18 protein-coding genes are annotated in these 18,498 nt (G+C 71.6%); 6 read left to right on the forward strand and 12 right to left on the reverse strand.

Annotated features, from left to right (window positions below; translation table 11 throughout):
* The first annotated feature begins 73 nt into the window (after positions 1 to 73).
* A complete protein-coding gene (locus ACWCXB_RS13390) occupies positions 74 to 787 on the forward strand; it encodes a YoaK family protein (RefSeq protein ID WP_450722209.1) in 714 nt (237 codons plus the stop codon).
* Between the two features lie 17 nt (positions 788 to 804).
* On the opposite strand, the gene soxR is transcribed toward ACWCXB_RS13390, so the two are convergent.
* Positions 805 to 1,284 carry a redox-sensitive transcriptional activator SoxR gene (soxR, locus tag ACWCXB_RS13395; RefSeq protein WP_450722211.1) on the reverse strand — a complete coding sequence of 160 codons (480 nt, stop codon included), beginning with the start codon at positions 1,282 to 1,284 and terminating at the stop codon, positions 805 to 807.
* A gap of 116 nt (positions 1,285 to 1,400) precedes the next feature.
* Here soxR and ACWCXB_RS13400 point away from each other — a divergent pair, with 116 nt between their 5' ends.
* Positions 1,401 to 1,862 (forward strand): MaoC family dehydratase, encoded by a 462-nt coding sequence (locus tag ACWCXB_RS13400; RefSeq protein WP_450722213.1) that lies wholly within the window; start codon positions 1,401 to 1,403, stop codon positions 1,860 to 1,862.
* Here ACWCXB_RS13400 and ACWCXB_RS13405 read toward each other — a convergent pair.
* From ACWCXB_RS13405 to ACWCXB_RS13415, 3 genes are all read right to left on the reverse strand, one after another.
* Positions 1,850 to 2,482 carry a TetR/AcrR family transcriptional regulator gene (locus ACWCXB_RS13405; RefSeq protein ID WP_450722215.1) on the reverse strand — a complete coding sequence of 211 codons (633 nt, stop codon included), beginning with the start codon at positions 2,480 to 2,482 and terminating at the stop codon, positions 1,850 to 1,852. The two genes, ACWCXB_RS13400 and ACWCXB_RS13405, sit on opposite strands and share 13 nt — an antisense overlap.
* A 65-nt stretch (positions 2,483 to 2,547) precedes the next feature.
* The gene (locus tag ACWCXB_RS13410; protein WP_385413410.1) at positions 2,548 to 2,835 is read right to left on the reverse strand and encodes a YiaA/YiaB family inner membrane protein; all 288 of its coding nucleotides are present in this window, start codon (positions 2,833 to 2,835) and stop codon (positions 2,548 to 2,550) included.
* Positions 2,836 to 2,939: 104 nt separating this feature from the next.
* A complete protein-coding gene (locus tag ACWCXB_RS13415) occupies positions 2,940 to 4,091 on the reverse strand; it encodes an acyl-CoA dehydrogenase family protein (protein WP_450722406.1) in 1,152 nt (383 codons plus the stop codon).
* Between the two features lie 66 nt (positions 4,092 to 4,157).
* Between ACWCXB_RS13415 and ACWCXB_RS13420 the strand changes: the two genes are divergently transcribed.
* From ACWCXB_RS13420 to ACWCXB_RS13435, 4 genes are read left to right on the forward strand one after another with little or no spacing between them, the layout of a single operon-like run.
* Complete coding sequence (locus ACWCXB_RS13420; RefSeq protein WP_450722217.1) at positions 4,158 to 4,835, forward strand: TetR/AcrR family transcriptional regulator; 678 nt, start codon at positions 4,158 to 4,160, stop codon at positions 4,833 to 4,835.
* A complete protein-coding gene (locus ACWCXB_RS13425) occupies positions 4,802 to 6,169 on the forward strand; it encodes a HEAT repeat domain-containing protein (protein ID WP_450722219.1) in 1,368 nt (455 codons plus the stop codon). The genes ACWCXB_RS13420 and ACWCXB_RS13425 overlap by 34 nt, the downstream gene beginning before the upstream one ends.
* A gap of 18 nt (positions 6,170 to 6,187) precedes the next feature.
* Positions 6,188 to 6,880, forward strand: coding sequence for an ArsR/SmtB family transcription factor (locus ACWCXB_RS13430; RefSeq protein ID WP_450722220.1), 693 nt, complete (start codon positions 6,188 to 6,190; stop codon positions 6,878 to 6,880).
* A gap of 56 nt (positions 6,881 to 6,936) precedes the next feature.
* The gene (locus ACWCXB_RS13435; RefSeq protein ID WP_450722222.1) at positions 6,937 to 7,920 is read left to right on the forward strand and encodes a DMT family transporter; all 984 of its coding nucleotides are present in this window, start codon (positions 6,937 to 6,939) and stop codon (positions 7,918 to 7,920) included.
* Here ACWCXB_RS13435 and ACWCXB_RS13440 read toward each other — a convergent pair.
* From ACWCXB_RS13440 to ACWCXB_RS13475, 8 genes are all read right to left on the reverse strand, one after another.
* A complete protein-coding gene (locus ACWCXB_RS13440) occupies positions 7,883 to 9,217 on the reverse strand; it encodes an MFS transporter (RefSeq protein WP_450722224.1) in 1,335 nt (444 codons plus the stop codon). The genes ACWCXB_RS13435 and ACWCXB_RS13440 overlap by 38 nt on opposite strands.
* A 194-nt stretch (positions 9,218 to 9,411) precedes the next feature.
* Positions 9,412 to 10,491, reverse strand: a complete 1,080-nt coding sequence (locus ACWCXB_RS13445) for a Zn-dependent alcohol dehydrogenase (protein ID WP_450722408.1) — start codon at positions 10,489 to 10,491, stop codon at positions 9,412 to 9,414.
* A gap of 21 nt (positions 10,492 to 10,512) precedes the next feature.
* Positions 10,513 to 11,904: an aldehyde dehydrogenase family protein gene (locus tag ACWCXB_RS13450; protein ID WP_450722226.1), complete on the reverse strand. Its 1,392-nt coding sequence runs from the start codon at positions 11,902 to 11,904 to the stop codon at positions 10,513 to 10,515.
* Positions 11,905 to 12,295: 391 nt separating this feature from the next.
* Entirely contained in the window at positions 12,296 to 12,637 is a 342-nt protein-coding gene (locus ACWCXB_RS13455) for a hypothetical protein (RefSeq protein ID WP_450722228.1), read from the reverse strand.
* Positions 12,634 to 13,872, reverse strand: a complete 1,239-nt coding sequence (locus tag ACWCXB_RS13460) for an MFS transporter (RefSeq protein WP_450722230.1) — start codon at positions 13,870 to 13,872, stop codon at positions 12,634 to 12,636. The genes ACWCXB_RS13455 and ACWCXB_RS13460 overlap by 4 nt, the downstream gene beginning before the upstream one ends.
* 17 nt (positions 13,873 to 13,889) lie before the next feature.
* Entirely contained in the window at positions 13,890 to 15,335 is a 1,446-nt protein-coding gene (locus tag ACWCXB_RS13465; RefSeq protein WP_450722232.1) for a CitMHS family transporter, read from the reverse strand.
* Between the two features lie 121 nt (positions 15,336 to 15,456).
* Entirely contained in the window at positions 15,457 to 17,676 is a 2,220-nt protein-coding gene (locus tag ACWCXB_RS13470) for a molybdopterin oxidoreductase family protein (RefSeq protein WP_450722234.1), read from the reverse strand.
* A gap of 138 nt (positions 17,677 to 17,814) precedes the next feature.
* A complete protein-coding gene (locus tag ACWCXB_RS13475; protein ID WP_450722236.1) occupies positions 17,815 to 18,423 on the reverse strand; it encodes a TetR/AcrR family transcriptional regulator in 609 nt (202 codons plus the stop codon).
* Positions 18,424 to 18,498: the final 75 nt, after the last annotated feature.

Here is an 18,498-nt window from a genome sequence, read left to right on the forward strand (position 1 = left end):
CCGTCCTGGACCGCCCGGCCCACGCTCGGCGCAATCCGCCGTGCGGCCGGGCGGATGCGCCGAGACTCACCGCGTGAAGCCAACACGTGAACCCTCTCTGACGTGGGCCATGGTGGCGCTCACCATGACGACAGGGATGGTCGAGGCGGTCAGCTTTCTCGCGCTGGGCCCGGTCTTCACGGCTGTCCAGACCGGCAACATGCTGTTGATGTCCTTCGCGGTCGCCGGTGTCGGTGGCCTGTCCGTGGCTGCGTGTGCTGCCTCGCTGGCGGGGTTCACCGTGGGGGTTGCCCTGTCCGCGCGGTTCGAGTCGCACGCACAGGTGCGCGGCCACCGGTGGTTCACGATCGCCCTGTTCGCCGAGGCCGTGCTGCTTGCCGTCGCCGCGCTGGCGGCGTGGGGGATCGCGCGGGGCGGTGAGCCGCGCACCGGCCCGCACTACCTGGTGTCCGCACTGGTGGCGCTGGCCATGGGGGTCCGCAATGTCACCACCCTGCGGGCGAAGGTGCCGGGCATGCCCACGACCGTCACCACCCGGGCGTTCACCGCCCTCATCGGCGGTTCCCCCCTCGCGCTCGACGCCCGGATCGCACCTGGGGCGCGGAACGAGGTCCGGCGCGCGGCCTCGGTGACGGCCATGTTCGCGGGCGGTCTGCTGGGCGCGTGGATGATCCACGACGACCGGCTCGCCCCGCCCGTGGTCCTGCTGGTCATCGCCGCCGCTGTGCCGGCCGTCGCAGTCAGCTTCTCGTTCGTGCCGCGCGAGGGCTCCCCCGAGCCCCGCTGATCGAGCCCGCCGAGGCGTCAGGCCCCGCCCTCCGGAGCACACCGGCGCTCCGGCAGCAGCCGCGAGCCCGCCATGCGCTCGCCGAAGATGTCGTCCGGGTTGGACAGGACGCAGGTCTCCAGGGACAGACAACCGCAACCGATGCAGTCGGTGAGATGGTCGCGCAGCCGCCCGAGCTGCTGGATGCGGGCGTCGAGCTCCGCGCGCCACGTCTGTGAGAGCCGCGCCCAGTCCTCGCGGTTCGGCGTGCGCCCCTCGGGGAGTTCGGCCAGCGCGTCCCGGATCGTGGCGAGCGGGATGCCGACCCTCTGCGCCGCCCGGACGAAGGCGACCCGGCGTAGCGCGTCCCGGCCGTACCGGCGCTGGTTGCCCGCGGTCCTGCGGCTGCTGATCAATCCCTTGGACTCGTAGAAGTGCAGGGCGGACACGGCCGCTCCGCTGCGTGCGGAGAGCTGGCCGACGGTGAGTTCGTGGATCTTCCCGGGAATCTGCGGCACTCGCCGGAGCCTACGTGACGGGCGCCGCGTCATCCGTTGACAGAACCCCTCACCCCGACCATGCTAAGCAGTCGCTTAGACAATGGGCAGATACGGGCGAGAGGCAGGGAACAGGGATGGCCGAGCCGAGGATCTTCACATCCGCCGAGGAGCTGACCGCGGGGGTCGGCGAGCAGCTGGGTTACAGCGACTGGCTGGAGATCGAGCAGAAGCGGATCGACCTCTTCGCCGATGCCACCGGCGACCACCAGTGGATCCATGTGGACCCGGAGCGCGCCGCGGCCGGGCCTTTCGGGAAGACGATCGCGCACGGCTATCTCACGCTGTCGCTGCTGCCGACCCTCGTCCCGCAGATCATGCGGGTCGAGGGCATGAAGATGGGCATCAACTACGGGACCAACAAGGTCCGTTTCCCCGCCCCCGTGCCCGTCGGCTCCCGGCTGCGCGCGACCGCCGCCCTCAAGAGCGTCGAGGAGGCGGGCGGCGGTGTGCAGGTGACGGCCGTCGTCACCGTCGAGCGCGAGGGCGGCGACAAGCCGGTGTGCGTGGCCGAGTCGGTCTCCCGCTACTTCTTCTGAGCGCCCGCTCCCACCATCCGCAGCACGAGGTCGGCGTAGAGCGCGCCGACCTCGTCGGGCGTCCGTGGGCCCCGCACGTTGAACCACCGTGCCACGTCGATGCACAGCGACAGCACGGCCACCGCGGTTCCCGGCACGTCCGGGACATCGAACTCCCCCGCCTCCGCGCCGTCGCGCAGGATCTCGCGTACGACGGCGTCGCAGCGGCGGCGCAGCTCGAGGATCTCGGTGCGGTGCTCGTCGGAGAGCGCGTCGAGCTCGTACTGCACCACGCGCGCGGTGTCGTGCCGCCCGGCGTGCCAGCGGACGAAGGAGCTCACGGCCTCGGCGAGCCGTTCACCGGGGGTGCCCCCGCGCTCGGACGCCGCCGACAAGACCTCCAGCGCTCTGACGTGCCCGATCCGGCTGATCCGGTGGAGCAGCTCTTCCTTCGTCTTGTAGTGGATGTAGAGCGCGGCGGGGCTCATCCCCGCGCGGCCGGCGATATCCCGTGTCGTCGTCGCGTGATAGCCCCGCTCGGCGAAGGCCTCGACGGCGGCGACCAGGAGCTTCCTCGCCGCTTCGGGTGCGACCTCGCCCCACGTCAGGTCCTCGCCGGTCGTGTCCTCGGCCGGAGTCATCGCTCGTCCCTTCCCTCAGCAGGCGAACACCATACCCCGAACCTGAGCAAGCGCTTAGAACCTGCTCAGAGCTTCTGGAACGGGTCGTGCTCCGCGAGGAGCTTCTCCAGCCGTGCCTGGTCGACGCGGCTCACGATCTGTCCGGCCTCCTGCCTGTCCCGCACCACCTTGGCCAGCGTGAATGCCGAGGTCGTGAGGTAGAGGACCGCGATTCCGAGGAAGGCGCGCACCCAGACGTCGGCATCCAGATTGAAGATCCCGAGGGCGACGGCCGCGAGCGCGATGGCGAAGGAGGCGACGGCCTGGCCGTAGTACGCCGTCGTGTTCTGCTGCTTGACCGGTGTCTCACTCATGCCGGAATGATGCGCGGGACAGGGCCGGGCCGGCATCCGCTCCCGTACTCACCCGCGTACTCAGAACACGGAACAGGGCACGCGCAAGGGGCGGAACAGGGAACTCAGAACGCCGAGACCCCGGTCAGCGCGCGGCCGATGATGAGTTTCTGGATCTGGCTGGTGCCCTCGTACAGGGTCATCACCCGTGCGTCGCGCAGGAGTTTGCCGACCGGGTACTCGTCGATGTAGCCATAGCCGCCGAAGACCTGCAGCGCGTTGTTCGCGGCACGGACGGCCGCCTCGGATGCGAAGAGCTTCGCCTTGGACGCGGCGGTGGCGAAGTCCTCACCGCGGTCTATGAGATCGGCGACCCGCCAGGTCAGCAGGCGCGCGGCGTCCACGTCCACGGCGATGTCGCTGATCAGCTCCTGCACCAGCTGGTACGAGGCGATGGGCTTGCCGAACTGCTCGCGCTCACCCGCGTAGCCGACGGCGGCGTCCAGCGCGGCCTGGGCGATGCCGACACAGCCCGCGGCCACGGACATCCGGCCCTTGGCGAGCGCGGACATGGCGATCGAGAAGCCCTTGCCCTCCGGTCCCAGCATGGCGTCCGCAGGGACCCTGACGTCCTCCAGGACCAGTTCGGCAGTGGCCTGGCCGCGCAGGCCGAGCTTGCCGTGGATGGTGCGCCGGGTCAGCCCGGGCGTGTCGGTGGGGACCAGGAAGGCGGAGAGGCCCTTGTGGCCGGGCGCGTCGTTGGTGCGGGCGAAGAGCAGGACGACATCGGCCCAGGTGCCGTTGGTGATGAACATCTTGCTGCCGTTGATGACGTACGCGTCGCCGTCCCGCACCGCCCTGGTGGCGAGGCTGCCCGCGTCGGAGCCGGTCCCGGGCTCGGTCAGCCCGAAGCAGCCGAGGGCCTCGCCTGCGGTGAGCCGCGGCAGCCACTGCCGCTTCTGCTCCTCGCTCCCGCAGGCCGCGACGGTCTTGGTGACCAGGCCGAGTGATACGGAGACGATGCCGCGGACCGATGAGTCGCCGCGCCCGAGCTCCTCCGTGACCAGGCAGTACGCGAGATGGTCGCCGCCCGAGCCGCCGTACTCCTCGTCGACGGTGAGCCCGAGGAAGCCGACGGAGCCCAGCTTCTTCACGATCGACCTGTCGACATTCTCGGCCCGGTCCCAGTCGACGACATGCGGGGCGATCTCGCGGTCGACGAAGTCACGGGCGAGCTGCCGGACGGCCTTGTGCTCCTCGCCGAGCTCCAGGTTCACCACTGGACATCCCGCCTTTAACTATCACTGCTAGTTTTCGATTCGGCAGGGCCTACTATGTGCCGCATGGCCCGACCGCGCAAGCCCCTCCTCAGCCGAGACCGCATCGTCGGGACGGCGAGCACGCTCGTGGACGCGGAGGGCCTCGACGCGGTCTCCACCCGCCGCCTCGCCGCCGAACTGGGCGTCAGCGGCCCCTCCCTCTACAACCACTTCCGCAACAAGGACGAGATCCTGGACGCGGTCGCCGACGCGGTCAGCGCCAAGGTCGACCTGTCGATGTTCGACGAGACCGACGTCCGCGACTGGCGCACCGCTCTGCACGACTGGGCCGTCTCCTACCGCGCTGCCCTCGCGGACCACCCCAACATCGTCCCGGTCCTCGCCCGCGGTCCCGGCCGCCGCCCGGCCGGGCTGAAGGTCGCCGACGCCGTCTTCGGCGCCATGGTCCGGGCCGGCTGGCCGCCCGCCCAGGCCACGTACATCGGCGCGCTGATGCGGTACTTCATCACCGGCTCGGCGCTCGGATCCTTCGCCCGGGGCTTCGTAAACGACGAGACCGCGTACGACCCGGCCGACTACCCTCACCTCGGCCAGGCCCATCTGCTCGCCGACCGGCAGGAGCAGGTCGACGAGGGGGCGTTCGAGACAGGGCTCCGGGCGCTGCTGGACGGGCTGGCGGTGCAGTACGAGGCGGGGATACGGGGGACATGGGCGAAGAAGGAATCGACGGGCGGCTCGTAGTAGCGGTACGGGCGGGGGACGCCGAATCGGTACGGGCCCTGCTCGAAGAGGGCGCCGATCCGGACGCGCTCGACGCGGACGGCCTCCCGGTGCTGTGCACCGCTGTTGCTACGTACGACGACCCGGTCGCCGAAGCTCTGATGGAGGGCGGCGCGGACCCCGACAGGCCGCTGCCGGACGGGACCACGCCGTTGCTGCGGGCGGTCGATCTCGGTTCTCCGGCGATCTTCTCGACCGTGCTGGGGCATGAACCCCGGCTACGGCTGCCGGAGGCCGCCCGGGAACGGCTCCTCACCCTGGCCAGGACCTGGTACGAGACGGGTGCGGCCGACGAGCTGCGACGCCGGACCGGGGCGACAGGCCCCGCCGAGACGGTCCGGGTCCAGGACGACGAGTACAGCCACGTCGACCAGGTCACGCTCGGCGGACTCACCGTACGGGCCGGGCACGGCGCCGTCCTGACCTCGCTGGAGTGGGCCTTCCGCGTCCTGCCTCCCGTCGAGGAGCTCGTGGCCCGGGGTCTGAAGTATCCCGATGAGGACCATGTGGACTGGTGGTCGGCCAAGTGGATTCTCAGCCAGCGGCGCAGCAAGGAGACCTGGCTGGCCGTGACGGCTTTCCGGCACCATCCCGACCCCGCCCATCGCCGTTTCGTGCTCGATTTCCTGCGGATCAGATCGCTGGCGGGGGCCAGCGACAGGAACTCGTACGACAAGGAGGAGAGCGAGCTCTTCGCCGCGTGGGCGGCCGAGGAGACGGACGTCGACGTCCTCGCGAAGGTCCTCGACGTCTTCGGCGGTTACGAGCACCCCGATCAGGAAGCCGTCGGGCTCCGGTACGCCGGCCATCAGGATCCTCACGTACGCCGGGAAGTGCCGTACCTCCTGTGCGGCTATGACCGTCCGCTCACGCCGACGGGCAGAACCGTGCTGCTCGCGCTCGCCCGGGACCCCGACTCCGGTGTCCGCACCAGTAGTGCCATCGTGCTCGGCGGGTGCCACGACCTCAGCCCTGAGGTCGGCGAGGCGCTGCTCGACCTGGTGCGGGACCCGGATGCCGATGTGCGAAGGACCGCCGCATCCGCCCTTGCCGGGTCCGCGGACCGTACGCCCGCCGTGGCGGAGGGCCTGGCCCGGCTCCTCGACGACGAGGACCGCGAGCTCCGTCTGGAGGCCGTGTACGGACTGGCCCTGCGGGACGATCCTCGCTGTGTGGAAGGGCTGGAGCGGATCACCCCGCTCGACACCGACTCCCCTCACGACCACCGGCCTTCCGCTGTGTGGCACTACAAGTGGCGCCATCAGGACAACGCTTCGGCGGCCGCCGAACAGTGAGTGCGCCACCCTGGACGCATGGCTTCCAAGGACGTCGCCGCCCTCGCGGCGCTGCTCGCCGACGAGACCCGGGCCGCCTTCTGCCTCGCCCTGCTCGACGGGCGGGCGTGGACAGCCGGTGAGCTCGCCCGGCACGCGGGGGTGGCACCGTCGACCGCCAGCGAGCACCTCGGCAAGCTCGTCGCGGGCGGGCTGCTGGCCGAGGAACGGCAGGGCAGGCATCGGTACGTACGGCTCGCCGGGGAGCCCGCCGCGCGTCTCGTGGAGGTGCTCGCCGCGCACGCGGCCCGGTCCGAGGAGCCCCCGCGGACGCTGAAGGCGGCGAGCGCGCGCAGCGCCATGGCACGCGGCCGCACCTGCTACGACCATCTCGCCGGACGGCTCGGCATCGCGATCACGGAGGCGATGACGACCCGCGGACTGCTCCGCCAGGACACCGGATTCGCGCTGACCGACGCGGGGCTCGACTGGTTCCGGAAGCTGGGAATCGCCCTGGAGCCCGGCGGGCGGCGGCCACTCGCCCGGTCGTGCCTGGACTGGACCGAACGCAAACCGCATCTGGCGGGGGTCGCGGGCGCGCAGCTGTGCCGGCACACCCTGGACGCGGGCTGGTGTGTCCGCATCGGCTCGGAGCGGGCCGTCAAGGTCACCGCGGACGGGGAGCGGGCCCTCGGCGAGCTGCTGGGCATCGGAGCCGAGGCGCTGAGGTGACCGCGGTGAGAAATAATGCGGCGGGCACCGAAGGGTCCACGGCATATGGTCGCCGCATGACTCGCGGCATCACCCCCACACAGTGGCGCGCCTTCGCGGCGGCCGGGACCACCGTCGTCCTCTGGGCCTCGGCCTTCGTCTCGATCCGCAGCGCGGGTGCGGAGTACTCCCCCGGCGCTCTCGCCCTCGGCCGGCTGCTCGCCGGGGCGCTGGTGCTGGGCGCGATCTGTGCCGTACGCCGGGAGGGGCTGCCGCCCCGGGCCGCCTGGCCGGGGATCGCGATCTCGGGGCTGCTCTGGTTCGGGCTGTACATGGTGGTCCTGAACTGGGGCGAGCAGCTGGTCGACGCGGGTACGGCGGCGCTGGTGGTCAATGTCGGGCCCCTGGTCATGGCGCTGCTCGCGGGATGGCTGCTGAAGGAAGGGCTGCCGCCGCGGCTCCTCGCGGGGATGGGTGTGTCGTTCGCAGGCGCGGCGGTGGTCGGCCTGTCGATGTCGGGCGAGGGGTCGGCGTCCGTGCTCGGTGTGCTGCTCTGTCTGCTGGCCGCGGTGTCGTACGCAGCCGGGGTGGTCGGCCAGAAGCCCGCGCTGCGGCACGCGTCCGCGCTCCAGGTGACGACGTGGGGCTGTGTGATCGGGGCGGTGGCGTGTCTGCCGTTCGCGGGGGCGCTGATCCGTGAGGCCGCGGACGCCCCGGTGTCCGCGACGCTCAACATGGTGTACCTGGGCGTGTTCCCGACCGCGCTGGCGTTCACGACGTGGGCGTACGCCCTGGCCCGTACGACCGCCGGGAAGATGGGCGCGACCACGTATGCCGTGCCCGCGCTGGTGGTGCTGATGTCCTGGCTGTTCCTGGACGAGGTGCCGGGCTGGCTGACGCTGCTGGGCGGTGCGGTGTGCCTGGCGGGTGTTGCGGTGTCGCGCTCGAGGCCCCGTACGCCGGCCCGGGAGGACCGGACCGGCGTCACGGAAGCCGCGGCGGCTCAGCTGCAGCCGGAGGACGTCAGGCCCGCGCAGCCGCCCGCTTCGCGAGAATCCTGATCGACATGAGCGCGATGACGGCCAGGCCGATGATGTAACCGGAGACGGCCATCGATGTTCCGGTCGCCTCCAGCAGCAGCACCATGATGAACGGCGCGAGGCCGCCGCCGAAGACGGCGGCGATCTGGTAGCCGAGCGAGGCGCCGGTGTAACGCATCTCGGCCGTGAACAGCTCGGCGAAGAGCGCGGCCTGCGGCCCGTACATGATGCTCAGGAAGCAGCTGGTGACGAAGGTGCCGACCGCCAGCCACAGCAGCGACTTGGTGTCGATGAGCAGGAAGAGCGGCACCGCCCAGACGAGCAGGCCGACGGCCCCGAACGCGTAGATCCGCAGCCGCCCGATGCGATCCGAGAGTGCGGCGGACGCGGGGATGAGCGCGAGCTGGGTGAGGCTGACGCAGAGCGAGACGGTGAGCACCGCGCTGCGCTCCATGCCGAGTTCGCGGGTCGAGTAGTCCAGCACGCCGGTGATGATGATGTAGAAGGTCGCGGTGTTCACGGCGAAGGAGCCGCCGGCCAGGAACACCGTGCCGAGGTGCTTGCGCAGGATCGTTCCGAGCGGGGAGCGGGTCTCGCTCTTCTCCTGCTCGGCCAGGGCGCGTTCGGCCTCGCGGAACTCGGGGGTCTCCTCGACGCGGGTGTGGATGAACCAGGCGAGTGCGAGGACCAGGAAGCCGACGAAGAACGGCACCCGCCAGCCCCAGGACGCGAAGGTGGCGTCGTCGGTGAGGGCGCCGGCGGCGAGGAACACGGTGTTGGCGGTGACCACGCCGATGGGCACACCGAGCTGGACGAGGCTGCCGTACAGCCCTCGCTTGCCCTCGGGGGCGTACTCGGTGGCCATCAGCATCGCACCGCCCCACTGGGCGCCGACGGCGATGCCCTGCATGACGCGGAGCAGCACGAGCAGGACCGGCGCGGCGATGCCGATCGTCTCGTACGTGGGGAGGAGACCGATGCCGGCGGTGGCGACGCCCATCAGGGTGAGCGCGAGGACGAGCATCGGCTTGCGGCCGCGCTTGTCACCGAGCTGACCGGCGATGATGCCGCCGACGGGGCGGGCGAGGAAGCCGACCGCGAAGGTGGCGAAGGCAGCGAGCACACCGGCCGACGCGCTGCCCGCGGGGAAGTAGAGGTCCCCGAGGACCAGGGCGGCGGCGATGCCGAAGACGAAGTAGTCGTACCACTCGACGGCGGAGGCGAGCGCGGCCGCGGTGGCCACGCGTCGGCGGCGCCGGTCGGTGGGGGCGGTCACTGCTGACGTACCGGCGAGCGGGGAAGGGGGTGCCGTGTCCATGCGTGCACACTCCGATGGGTGCGGGGACGAGGGGTGCGGGGACCGTACCGACCGGTGGGTATGGCGTCAACGGGTCGCGCAACAGGAGTTTTTGCTCGATCATTACCCATTGGTAACCGTCGCGTGGGAGCGCAGCACGACCACCCCGGCCGCTAGCGGCTGCGGCCGGGGTGTCGGGGAGGTGCGGGCTGGTTCTAGAAGATGACCAGCGCCCTGCCGCCCTTGCCCGCGAGCATGTTGTCGAAGGCGGCCGGGATGCCGTCGAGGGCGATCCGCTCGGTCACCAGGGCGCCGAGGTCGAGCCGCCCCGCCCGGATGTGCTCCGCCAGCACCGGGAGGTCCCTGGCCGGGTCGGAGTTGCCGTACACGCAGCCCGAGAGCGTGCGGCCCCAGTGGAAGAGCTCCAGGGCGTTGAAGGTGACCTGCTGGTCCTTGCCGCCGATGCCGACGACCGTCGTACGGCCGCCGCGCCTGGTCGAGTCCCAGGCCGTACGGATCGTGGCGGCGCGGCCCACGCATTCGACCGCCACGTCCACGCCCTGACCGCCGGTCAGCTTGCGGATCTCCTTCGCGGTGGTGTCGGAGGCGACGACGTACTCCGTCGCCCCGGCCCGGCGGGCGAGGGACTCCTTCTCGGGTGACACATCGACGGCGATGATCGTCGAGGCGCCCGCGATCCGGGCGGACTGGAGGGTGGCGAGGCCGACCCCTCCGACGCCGAAGACCACCACCGACTCGCCCGCGCGGACGCGCGCGGAGTGGTGGACGGCACCGTAGCCGGTGAGGACCGCGCAGCCCAGCAGTGCGGCGTCGGTGAGCGGGACGCCGTCCGGGACCGGCAGGACGCAGTTCGCCGCGACGACGGTCTCCTCGGCGAACGCGGCCACGTTGAGGCCGGGGTGGAGCTCGGTGCCGTCCTCCGTGACGGCGTACACACTGCCCGCGCCCGTGAGGGCGTCGGCGCAGAGCCATACTTCGCCGATCGAGCAGTGGTGGCACTTTCCGCACGACGGCGCCCAGTTGAGCACGACGCCGTCGCCGGGCGCGACATGGGTGACGCCCTCACCGACGGAGACGACCGTGCCGGCGCCCTCGTGGCCGAGGACGGCGGGGACGGGGACGCGCATGGTGCCGTTGGACAGGGACAGGTCGGAGTGGCAGACCCCTGCGGCGGCGAGGCGGACCCTCACCTGGCCGGGGCCGGGTTCGGGGAGTTCGATGCCGGTGATCTCCAGCGGGGAACCGATGGCGGGCAGGACGGCGGCGCGGACCACGCTCACTACTCCTCAGAGCTCTCAGAACTGCAGGGACTTGGTCTGGAGGTACTCGGCGAGGCCGTGCGGGCCGAGCTCCCGCCCGACGCCCGACTGCTTGTAGCCGCCGAAGGGCGCCAGGGGGTTGAAGCGGCCGCCGTTGATGTCGACCTGGCCGGTGTCCATGCGGCGGGCGAAGGCGACGGCCTCCTCCTGCTCTCCCCATACCGCGCCCGCGAGGCCGTACACGGTGCCGTTGGCGATCCGCAGGGCGTCGTCCTCGTCCTCATAGCGCAGGATCGAGACGACCGGGCCGAAGATCTCCTCCTGCGCGATCGTCATCTCGGGCGTGACGTCGGCGAAGACGGTGGGCGCGACGTAGTAGCCGGTCTCGCGTGGCGCCTCGGGGCCGCCTGCCACGAGCCGCGCGCCCTCCGCGACGCCCTGCTCGATGTAGCCGCGGACGCGCTGCTGCTGCTTGGCGTTGACGAGCGGGCCGACCCGCTCCCCCGGCGTGTACTTGGCGACGGCCTCGGCGGCCAGGGCCACGGCCTCGTCGTACTGGTCCTTGTGCACGAGCATCCGCGTCCAGGCGCTGCAGGTCTGGCCGGAGTTGGACATGACGTTGGCGATGCCGACGTTGACGGCGCGGGCGAGGTCGGCGCCCGGCAGGATCACGTTGGCGGACTTGCCGCCGAGCTCCAGGGCCACGCGCTTGACGGCGGCGCCCGCGGTCGCGCCGATCTGCCTGCCGACGGCGGTGGAGCCGGTGAAGGAGACGAGATCCACGCCGGGGTGCTCGGCGAGTGCCTGTCCCGCGACCGGTCCGCGGCCGGTGACCAGGTTGAACACGCCTGCGGGCAGCCCTGCTTCGTGCACGGCCTCGGCGAAGAGCTGCGCAGTGAGCGGGGTGTCCTCGGCGGGCTTGAGGACGACCGTGCAGCCGGCGGCGAGGGCGGGGGCGACCTTGGCGACGATCTGGTGGAGCGGATAGTTCCAGGGGGTGATCGCACCGACGACGCCCAGCGGCTCCAGCAGCACGGTGGAGTTGCCGATCTTCTCCTCGAAGGAGTACGAGGCGGCCAGCTCGGCGTACGAGCCGGCGACCAGGACAGGCAGGCCCGCGTGGACGGCCTCGGCGAGCTGGGGCGGCGCGCCGAGCTCGGCGGTGACGGTCCCGGCGATCTCGTCCTTGCGGGCGACGAGGACGTCCCGGAGCGCGGCGAGCTTCGCGGCGCGCTCGGCGGGCGGGGTGGCGGCCCAGCCGGGGAAGGCGGCGCGGGCGGCGCGTACCGCCGCGTCCACGTCCTGCGCGGTGCCGGCCGGGACATGGGCGATGACCTGCTCGTCCGCGGGGTTCACCACCGCGATGGTGTCGGCGCCGGCGGCGGGCTGCCAGGTGCCGCCGATGTACATGCCGTCGTGGGCCTTCATCCGCGTGTCTCCTTCGGGGCGTGGCCGGGTCGTCCGTCCGCCCCTCAAACTAGCGGTGTTAGTTTTCCGGCGCCAGGGTGGTCCGGCCGAGGCCCTGTGATTTTCCCCCACCCCGCCCCTTCCCGTAACCGGGGGGCAAGCCCCGGACCCGTCGGGGGCTCCGCCCCCAGATCTCCCCGCCTCGAACGCCGTCGAGGCCGACTTCTCGGTGCACCCGCCGGTGCCGGGCACACTTGAAGCCCGTCCGGCGCTTGAGGTCGGACTCCTCGGCCACCCGGTCGGCGCCGGACGCATCGTGAGCCCAGCCGGGACACACGGCCGGAGCCCGTACGGGGTCCGGGGGCGAAGCCCCCCAGTTGCGGAAAGGGCGGGGCGGGGGAAGGAAAACCGCTCAGGCGGGCGTCTGGCCCAGCGCCGTCGGGGCCGGCTGCACCTGGCGGACGGTGGGCGGTGCGATGGAGGCCACCCGGGTCCGGTCCGCCGTCGGGGCCTGAGCGGTCGCCGGCGGCGCCAACTGGCCCTTGTCGTCGGGCGTCTTCGCCACCGACGACCACGTGCGGAGCCGATGGCTCGCGGCCTCGTCGAGGCTCACCGGCGCCCCGCGCTGTTCGGCCAGTCGGCTCGCCTCGCGGCCGAGCGCGGCCACGTCGTCCCAGCGCAGCCGCAGCACCACGGACAATTCGGCTCCGCCGTCCGGGAGCCCTTTCATGATCGGTCCGTCACCATCGGTCATTGCCGCTCCTGTCGTTGAAGCAGAGACGTGTCACCCCGCCTGCTCGGGCGTGGATGGTCAGTAGTACGCAGCGTCCGCGTGCCGTGTTCAGCACGCCCTGCCCGCAGCCCCAGCCCCGCCGCCGCCACCAGCAGCCCGCCGAGCATCACGAAGGGTGCCGCCGTGCCTGCGATCCCCGCGACGAGACCGGCCGAGGCGGGGGCCGCGACCTGGCCGAGGCGGTTGCCCGTGAGGCGCAGGGCGAGAGCGGTGGAGCGGGCCTCGGCGGGGGCGGCCCGGACGACCGTCGTCATCGACAGCGGCTGGCCGACACCGAGGCAGAAGCCGAGCACCGCGAGCATCACGGCGAGCGCCCACACCGGCACGGGCAGCGCGACACCGGCGCACAGCAGACCGGCGAGCAGACAGGTGACCGTGAGCAGCGCGGTGCGGCCGAGGACCCGGATCATCGGAGTCATCACCAGCCGGCAGGCGATCGTCGCGGCGGCACGCAGGCTCAGCAGCAGTCCGATGACGGCCGGGGCGATTCCCCGGTGTTCGCCGATCACCGGAAGGTACGCGGTGAGGATGTCGGTCGCCGACAGCACCGCGAGACTGATGAAGATCCCGGCGGGCACGCCGCGCGTGCGCAGGATGCGGTGGACGGGGACCTTCGTGCGCGCTGCGGCCGCCGCTCGCGGCACGTGGTGCTCGATGCGCCAGAGGGACGTGAGGGAGACCGCCCCGACGGCCGCCGAGACGAGAAGGGCGAGTGCGCTCGTACGGGCCATGTCCCCGCCGATCACCGCACCCGCCGCGACCGGTCCGACGAGCTGGCCGAGCGACGCCCCGATGGTGAAGTGGCCGAAATTGCGGTCCTGCTCGGCAGGGGCCGACCGGCGGGCGACGATCGACTGGGCGCCGATCACGAAGCACAGGTGACCGAGGCCCATGACCCCGCTCCAGACCGCCATGGCGAGCAGGGAGTCCGCGAGCCCGCTCAGCGCACAGCCGCCGGAGATCAGGACGACGCCGACGGGCAGGAGCGGTGCGCACCGGCCGTGGTCGGTGCGGCGGCCGAGCGGTACGGCGGCGAACAGCGGAAGCAGCGCGTACACGCCCGCGATGACACCGATCGCCCGTTCGTCGGCGCCGAGGGCGAGGGCGCGGTACGAGACGGCCGGACGCGCCATCGACACCGCCCCCTGCGCGAAGCTGAAGGCGATGACGAGGCGCAGCAGCCAACTCCGGCTCATTCTCGGATGATTCCGGCTCAGATGATTCCGAAGAGTATTCCGGCGCCGAGCACCACCAGCGAGGTGAGCGCGGCCCACTTGACGGTGAACTTGGTGTGGTCGCCGAACTCGACCTTGGCCATGCCGACGAGGACGTACACGGCGGGGACGAGCGGGCTCGACATGTGCAGGGCCTGTCCGACGAGCGAGGCGCGGGCGATCTCCAGCGGGGAGACGCCGTGCGCGGCACCGGCTTCGGCGAGGACGGGCAGTACGCCGAAGTAGAAGCCGTCGTTCGACATGAAGTAGGTGAGCGGAAGGCTCAGCAGGCCGGTGACGAGCGCCATGTGGGGGCCCATGCCCTCGGGGATGGCGCCGACGAGCCAGTCGGCCATGTGCTTGACCATGCCGGTGCCGGTGAGGACTCCGGTGAAGACGGCGGCCGCGAAGACCATGCCGGAGACGTTGAGGACGTTGTCCGCGTGGGCGGCGATACGGGCCTTCTGGTCGGCCATCTTCGGGAAGTTCACCGTGAGGGCGAGGGCGGCGCCGATCATGAAGAGCACGGGGATCGGCAGCAGCTCCATGATCATCGCGGTGAGCAGGGCGACGGTGAGCCCCGCGTTGAACCAGTAGAGCTTGGGGCGCAGGGTCGCACGGTACGGGTCGAGGCCCTGGAAGCTTTCGTCGTCGGCCGTCCCGCCGGAGCCGGCGTCGCTGCTGGAGTCGGCGGCCCCGCTCGAACCGGTGGCCCCGCCCGAGCCGGCGTCGCCGCCGGGGCGCGCTGTCGTGGCCGTACGGTCCGCACCGCCGCCCGCCTTCACGAGCACCGTCCCGGTCTGCGGCTCCAGCACCTCGTCCAGCGACAGATAGCCGATGCGCCGCCGCTCCCGCAGCCCGAGGACGTACGCGAGGACGAAGACGAAGAGCAGACCGACTCCGAGCGCGGGGACCATCGGCACGAAGATGTCGGCGGCGTCCAGCTTGAGCGCGGTCGCGGCGCGGGCGGTCGGGCCGCCCCACGGCAGGGTGTTCATGACGCCGTTCGCGGTGGCGGCGACACCGGTCATCACGACCAGGCTCATCTTGAGGCGCTTGTAGAGCGGGTACATCGCCGAGACGGTGATCATGAAGGTGGTGGAGCCGTCGCCGTCGAGCGAGACGATCGCGGCGAGCAGGGCCGTACCGACCACCACGCGCATCGGGTCGGCCTTGCAGAAGCGCAGGATGCCCCGGACGATCGGGTCGAAGAGGCCGACGTCGATCATCACGCCGAAGTAGACGATGGCGAACATCAGCATCGCCGCGGTCGGCGCGAGATTGCCGACGCCTTCGAGGACGTAATCCCCGAGCTTCGCACCCTGACCGACGAAGACGCAGAAAAGTGCGGGAATGAGGACCAGCGCCGCGATCGGCGACATCTTCTTCATCATGATCAGGACCAGGAAGGTCGCGATCATGGCGAAGCCGAGGACAGTCAGCATAGGGGGGACACCTCACGTTCATCCTTGAACTCCCCCGGAGCCGGGGTACGGATGACGCTAGGTGCCGTTCATCGGCGTTAACAAGACGTTGACACGTGAGCAATACGAGCAAAAGCCCAGGTCATCGCAGTGGTGAGACATCGACGGGGAAACCGTTGAGCACCGCGGTGCCGGACAGCGGATCGAGCCGTGAGCCGTCGAGCAGCTGGTTCACATTGACTCCGGGGCGGGCCGCCGCCACCGACATCCGCGTACCCGGGCGGTCGTGTCCCCAGCCGTGCGGGAGGCTCACCACCCCGGTGCGTACGGCGTCGGTGATCTCGACCGGGACCTCCAGCTCGCCGCCGTCCGCCGTGATCCGGGCCCGGTCTCCGTCGTCGAGCCCGAGGCGGGCGGCGTCGGCGGGATGGATCTGGAGGGTGCAGCGGTTGGAGCCGCCGTTGAGTGCGGGCACGTTGTGCATCCAGCTGTTGTTGGAGCGCAGGTGGCGGCGGCCGACGAGGACGAGCCGGTCGTCCCGCTCCCCCAGGGCACCACGGAGCCTGGGCAGGTCGTCCGCTATGGGCCCCGGCAGCAGTTCGATGCGTCCGCTGCGGGTCTTCAGGATCTGCGGGATCCGCGGCTGCAGCGGGCCGAGGTCGATGCCGTGCGGGTGCGCGAGCAGATCGTCGAGGGTGATGTCGTACGGGCCGAGGCGCAGCATCATGTCGAGGCGCCGCTCGGGTCCTGTGCGGCCGCTCAGTCCGGCAGCGAGCTCCTTGGCGTCATGGCCGTGCACGGGCGAGTGCGGGTCGGCGACCGCTTTGGCGAGCGCGCCCTCGATCACCATGTCGTCGACCGCGGACGGGTTCGCGCCGTGCATCCCGCTCACGGCGAGGATCAGCCGGGCGTGGATCTCGCACTCGTCCATGAGCCCGGCGTCGAGCGGCACGGCGGCGGGCGTGTAGCGGGCCTGGTTGCGGACGGCGAGGGCGTTGAAGGCGAAGTCGAAGTGCGCGCTGCGGGAGGGCGGCGGCGGGGGCAGGACGACGTCGGCGTGGCGCGAGGTCTCGTTCAGATACGGGTCGACGCTGACCATGAAGTCCAGACCTTCGCCCAGCGCCCGGTCGAGGCGGTCGCCGTCGGGCGCGGACAGCACCGGGTTCGCCGCCACGGCGATCACGGCACGGATCCGTCCCTCGCCGGGCGTCTCGATCTCCTCGGCGAGTGCGGCGATGGGCAGTTCGCCCTTGGCCTCGGGGTGGCCCCTGACCCTGCTCGCCCAACGGCCGAGGGCGAAGCCCTTGCCGGGTCCTGCCGGGCGGGGGGCGCGGTCCGTGGCCGCGAACGGGAAGAGGGCGCCCCCGGGCCTGTCGAGGTTGCCGGTGAGGATGTTGAGGACGTCGACGAGCCAGCTGGCGAGGGTGCCGTGCTCGACGGTGCAGCTGCCGATGCGTCCGTAGACGGCGGCGGTCGGGGCGGCGGCGAGCTCGCGGGCGATCGTACGGATGTCGTCGGCGTCCATGTCGCAGGCCGCGGCGACGGCTTCGGGGGTGAAGTCCCGTACTGCCTCCCGGACTTCGGCCACACCCTGCACATGCGGGGCCAGGTCCCCGAGGTCGGTCAGGCCCTCGTCGAAGAGGACGTGGGCCAGGGCGGCGAGCAGCAGCGCGTCGGTGCCGGGGCGGATGGCGACGTGCCGGTCGGCGAGCCGGGCGGTGCGGGTACGGCGCGGGTCGACGACGGTGAGGCTGCCGCCGCGGTGGCGCAGCGCCTTGAGCTTGCCGGGGAAGTCGGGCGCGGTGCAGAGGCTGCCGTTGGACTCCAGCGGGTTCGCGCCGAGGAGCAGCAGATGGTCGGTGCGGTCCAGATCCGGGACGGGAATGGCGGTCGCGCTGCCGTAGAGCAGTCCGCTGGAGACGTGCTTGGGCATCTGGTCGAGGGTGGAGGCGGTGAAGATGTTGCGGGTGCGCAGGGCGGAGAGCAGGACGGGCGGGTAGAGGCCGCCGGCCATGGTGTGCACGTTCGGGTTGCCGAGGACGACACCCACGGCGTTCGGTCCGTGCTCCTCGATGAGTGGGCGTATGCGGGCGGCGATGGTGTCGAAGGCCTCGTCCCAGCCGGCCTCGCGCAGCTCACCGCGCTCGTCGCGGACGAGGGGGGTGCGGAGGCGGTCCGGGTCGGCGTCCAGCTCGCCGAAGGAAGCGCCCTTGGGGCAGATGAAGCCCCGGCTGAAGACGTCGTCCTGGTCGCCGCGTACGCCCGTGACGCGACCGCCCTGGATGGTGAGGCTCAGTCCGCAGGTGGCCTCGCAGAGGGGGCAGACGCGGAGAGCGGTGCGGGTGGCGTCGGTTCCTGGCATGGGGGCCCTCCCGGGGCGGCGGCAGCGATGACGCGCGGGCGCCCCCGAGCATACCGACCGGTACGCATGATGGGGAGGGGGTATGCGAAGGCCCCGGGGGAACCCTCTGGAGCCCCCGCCGAGCGGACCGGCCCGGCCTCAGCCCAGCACCCGGGCGAGATACGCGTACAGCAGCTCCCGTGTCTCGGTGATGATCTCCGCGTCGCCCGAGGGGTCGACACGGAAGGCGAGTTGCAGGAGAGCGTCGGCGGCCTCGACGGCGACCAGCGTGGTGCGGCGCAGCGCCGCGTCGGCGGTGCGGCCCAGGTGCGCGGCGAGCAGTTCGGTCAGGCGGTCGGCGACCTCGTGGTTGGCCCCGGCCGCGGGAGCGACGACGGGGATCCGGTATCCGAAGTCGACGAGCGCGAAGCCGGGGACGGTCCGTTTCATCGCCAGGTACTCGTCGAGCACGGCGTCGACCGCCCCATGCCAGTCCGCGGCCGGCAGCTCGGCGATCCGCGCCGTGACCCGCTCGGCGTACGTGTCCAGATTGCGGTGCGCGAGGGCCTCGGCCATGGCCCGTTTGTTGCCGAAGAAGCGGTAGACCGAGCCGATGGGGACGCCCGCGCGGGCCGCGACCGCGCGCGTGGACAGGTCCTCGTAGCCGGCCTCGTCGAGGAGTTCGGCGCAGGCGTTCAGGATCCGGGTCAGCCGCTCGGCACTGCGCTGCTGCACGGGCGTACGGCGGAGGGAGTGGGCTGAGGGCATCGCTCCATCATGCCGGTGCGGGCGCGGGCAGGTGATGCCGTTGACGAGGGCCGCCGCGCAATCCTACTGTCGACC

This window comes from Streptomyces sp. NPDC001514 (genome assembly GCF_053597075.1).

Bases quoted from the DNA above. Each gene is read 5' to 3' on its own strand.
- ACWCXB_RS13430 (WP_450722220.1), top strand. From the start codon at position 6,188: ATGGCTTCCAAGGACGTCGCCGCCCTCGCGGCGCTGCTCGCCGACGAG.
- ACWCXB_RS13400 (WP_450722213.1), top strand. From the start codon at position 1,401: ATGGCCGAGCCGAGGATCTTCACATCCGCCGAGGAGCTGACCGCGGGG.
- ACWCXB_RS13475 (WP_450722236.1), bottom strand. From the start codon at position 18,423: ATGCCCTCAGCCCACTCCCTCCGCCGTACGCCCGTGCAGCAGCGCAGT.
- ACWCXB_RS13425 (WP_450722219.1), top strand. From the start codon at position 4,802: ATGGGCGAAGAAGGAATCGACGGGCGGCTCGTAGTAGCGGTACGGGCG.
- ACWCXB_RS13455 (WP_450722228.1), bottom strand. From the start codon at position 12,637: ATGACCGATGGTGACGGACCGATCATGAAAGGGCTCCCGGACGGCGGA.
- ACWCXB_RS13440 (WP_450722224.1), bottom strand. From the start codon at position 9,217: ATGGACACGGCACCCCCTTCCCCGCTCGCCGGTACGTCAGCAGTGACC.
- ACWCXB_RS13420 (WP_450722217.1), top strand. From the start codon at position 4,158: ATGGCCCGACCGCGCAAGCCCCTCCTCAGCCGAGACCGCATCGTCGGG.
- ACWCXB_RS13450 (WP_450722226.1), bottom strand. From the start codon at position 11,904: ATGAAGGCCCACGACGGCATGTACATCGGCGGCACCTGGCAGCCCGCC.
- ACWCXB_RS13410 (WP_385413410.1), bottom strand. From the start codon at position 2,835: ATGAGTGAGACACCGGTCAAGCAGCAGAACACGACGGCGTACTACGGC.
- ACWCXB_RS13405 (WP_450722215.1), bottom strand. From the start codon at position 2,482: ATGACTCCGGCCGAGGACACGACCGGCGAGGACCTGACGTGGGGCGAG.
- ACWCXB_RS13465 (WP_450722232.1), bottom strand. From the start codon at position 15,335: ATGCTGACTGTCCTCGGCTTCGCCATGATCGCGACCTTCCTGGTCCTG.
- ACWCXB_RS13435 (WP_450722222.1), top strand. From the start codon at position 6,937: ATGACTCGCGGCATCACCCCCACACAGTGGCGCGCCTTCGCGGCGGCC.
- ACWCXB_RS13470 (WP_450722234.1), bottom strand. From the start codon at position 17,676: ATGCCAGGAACCGACGCCACCCGCACCGCTCTCCGCGTCTGCCCCCTC.
- ACWCXB_RS13460 (WP_450722230.1), bottom strand. From the start codon at position 13,872: ATGAGCCGGAGTTGGCTGCTGCGCCTCGTCATCGCCTTCAGCTTCGCG.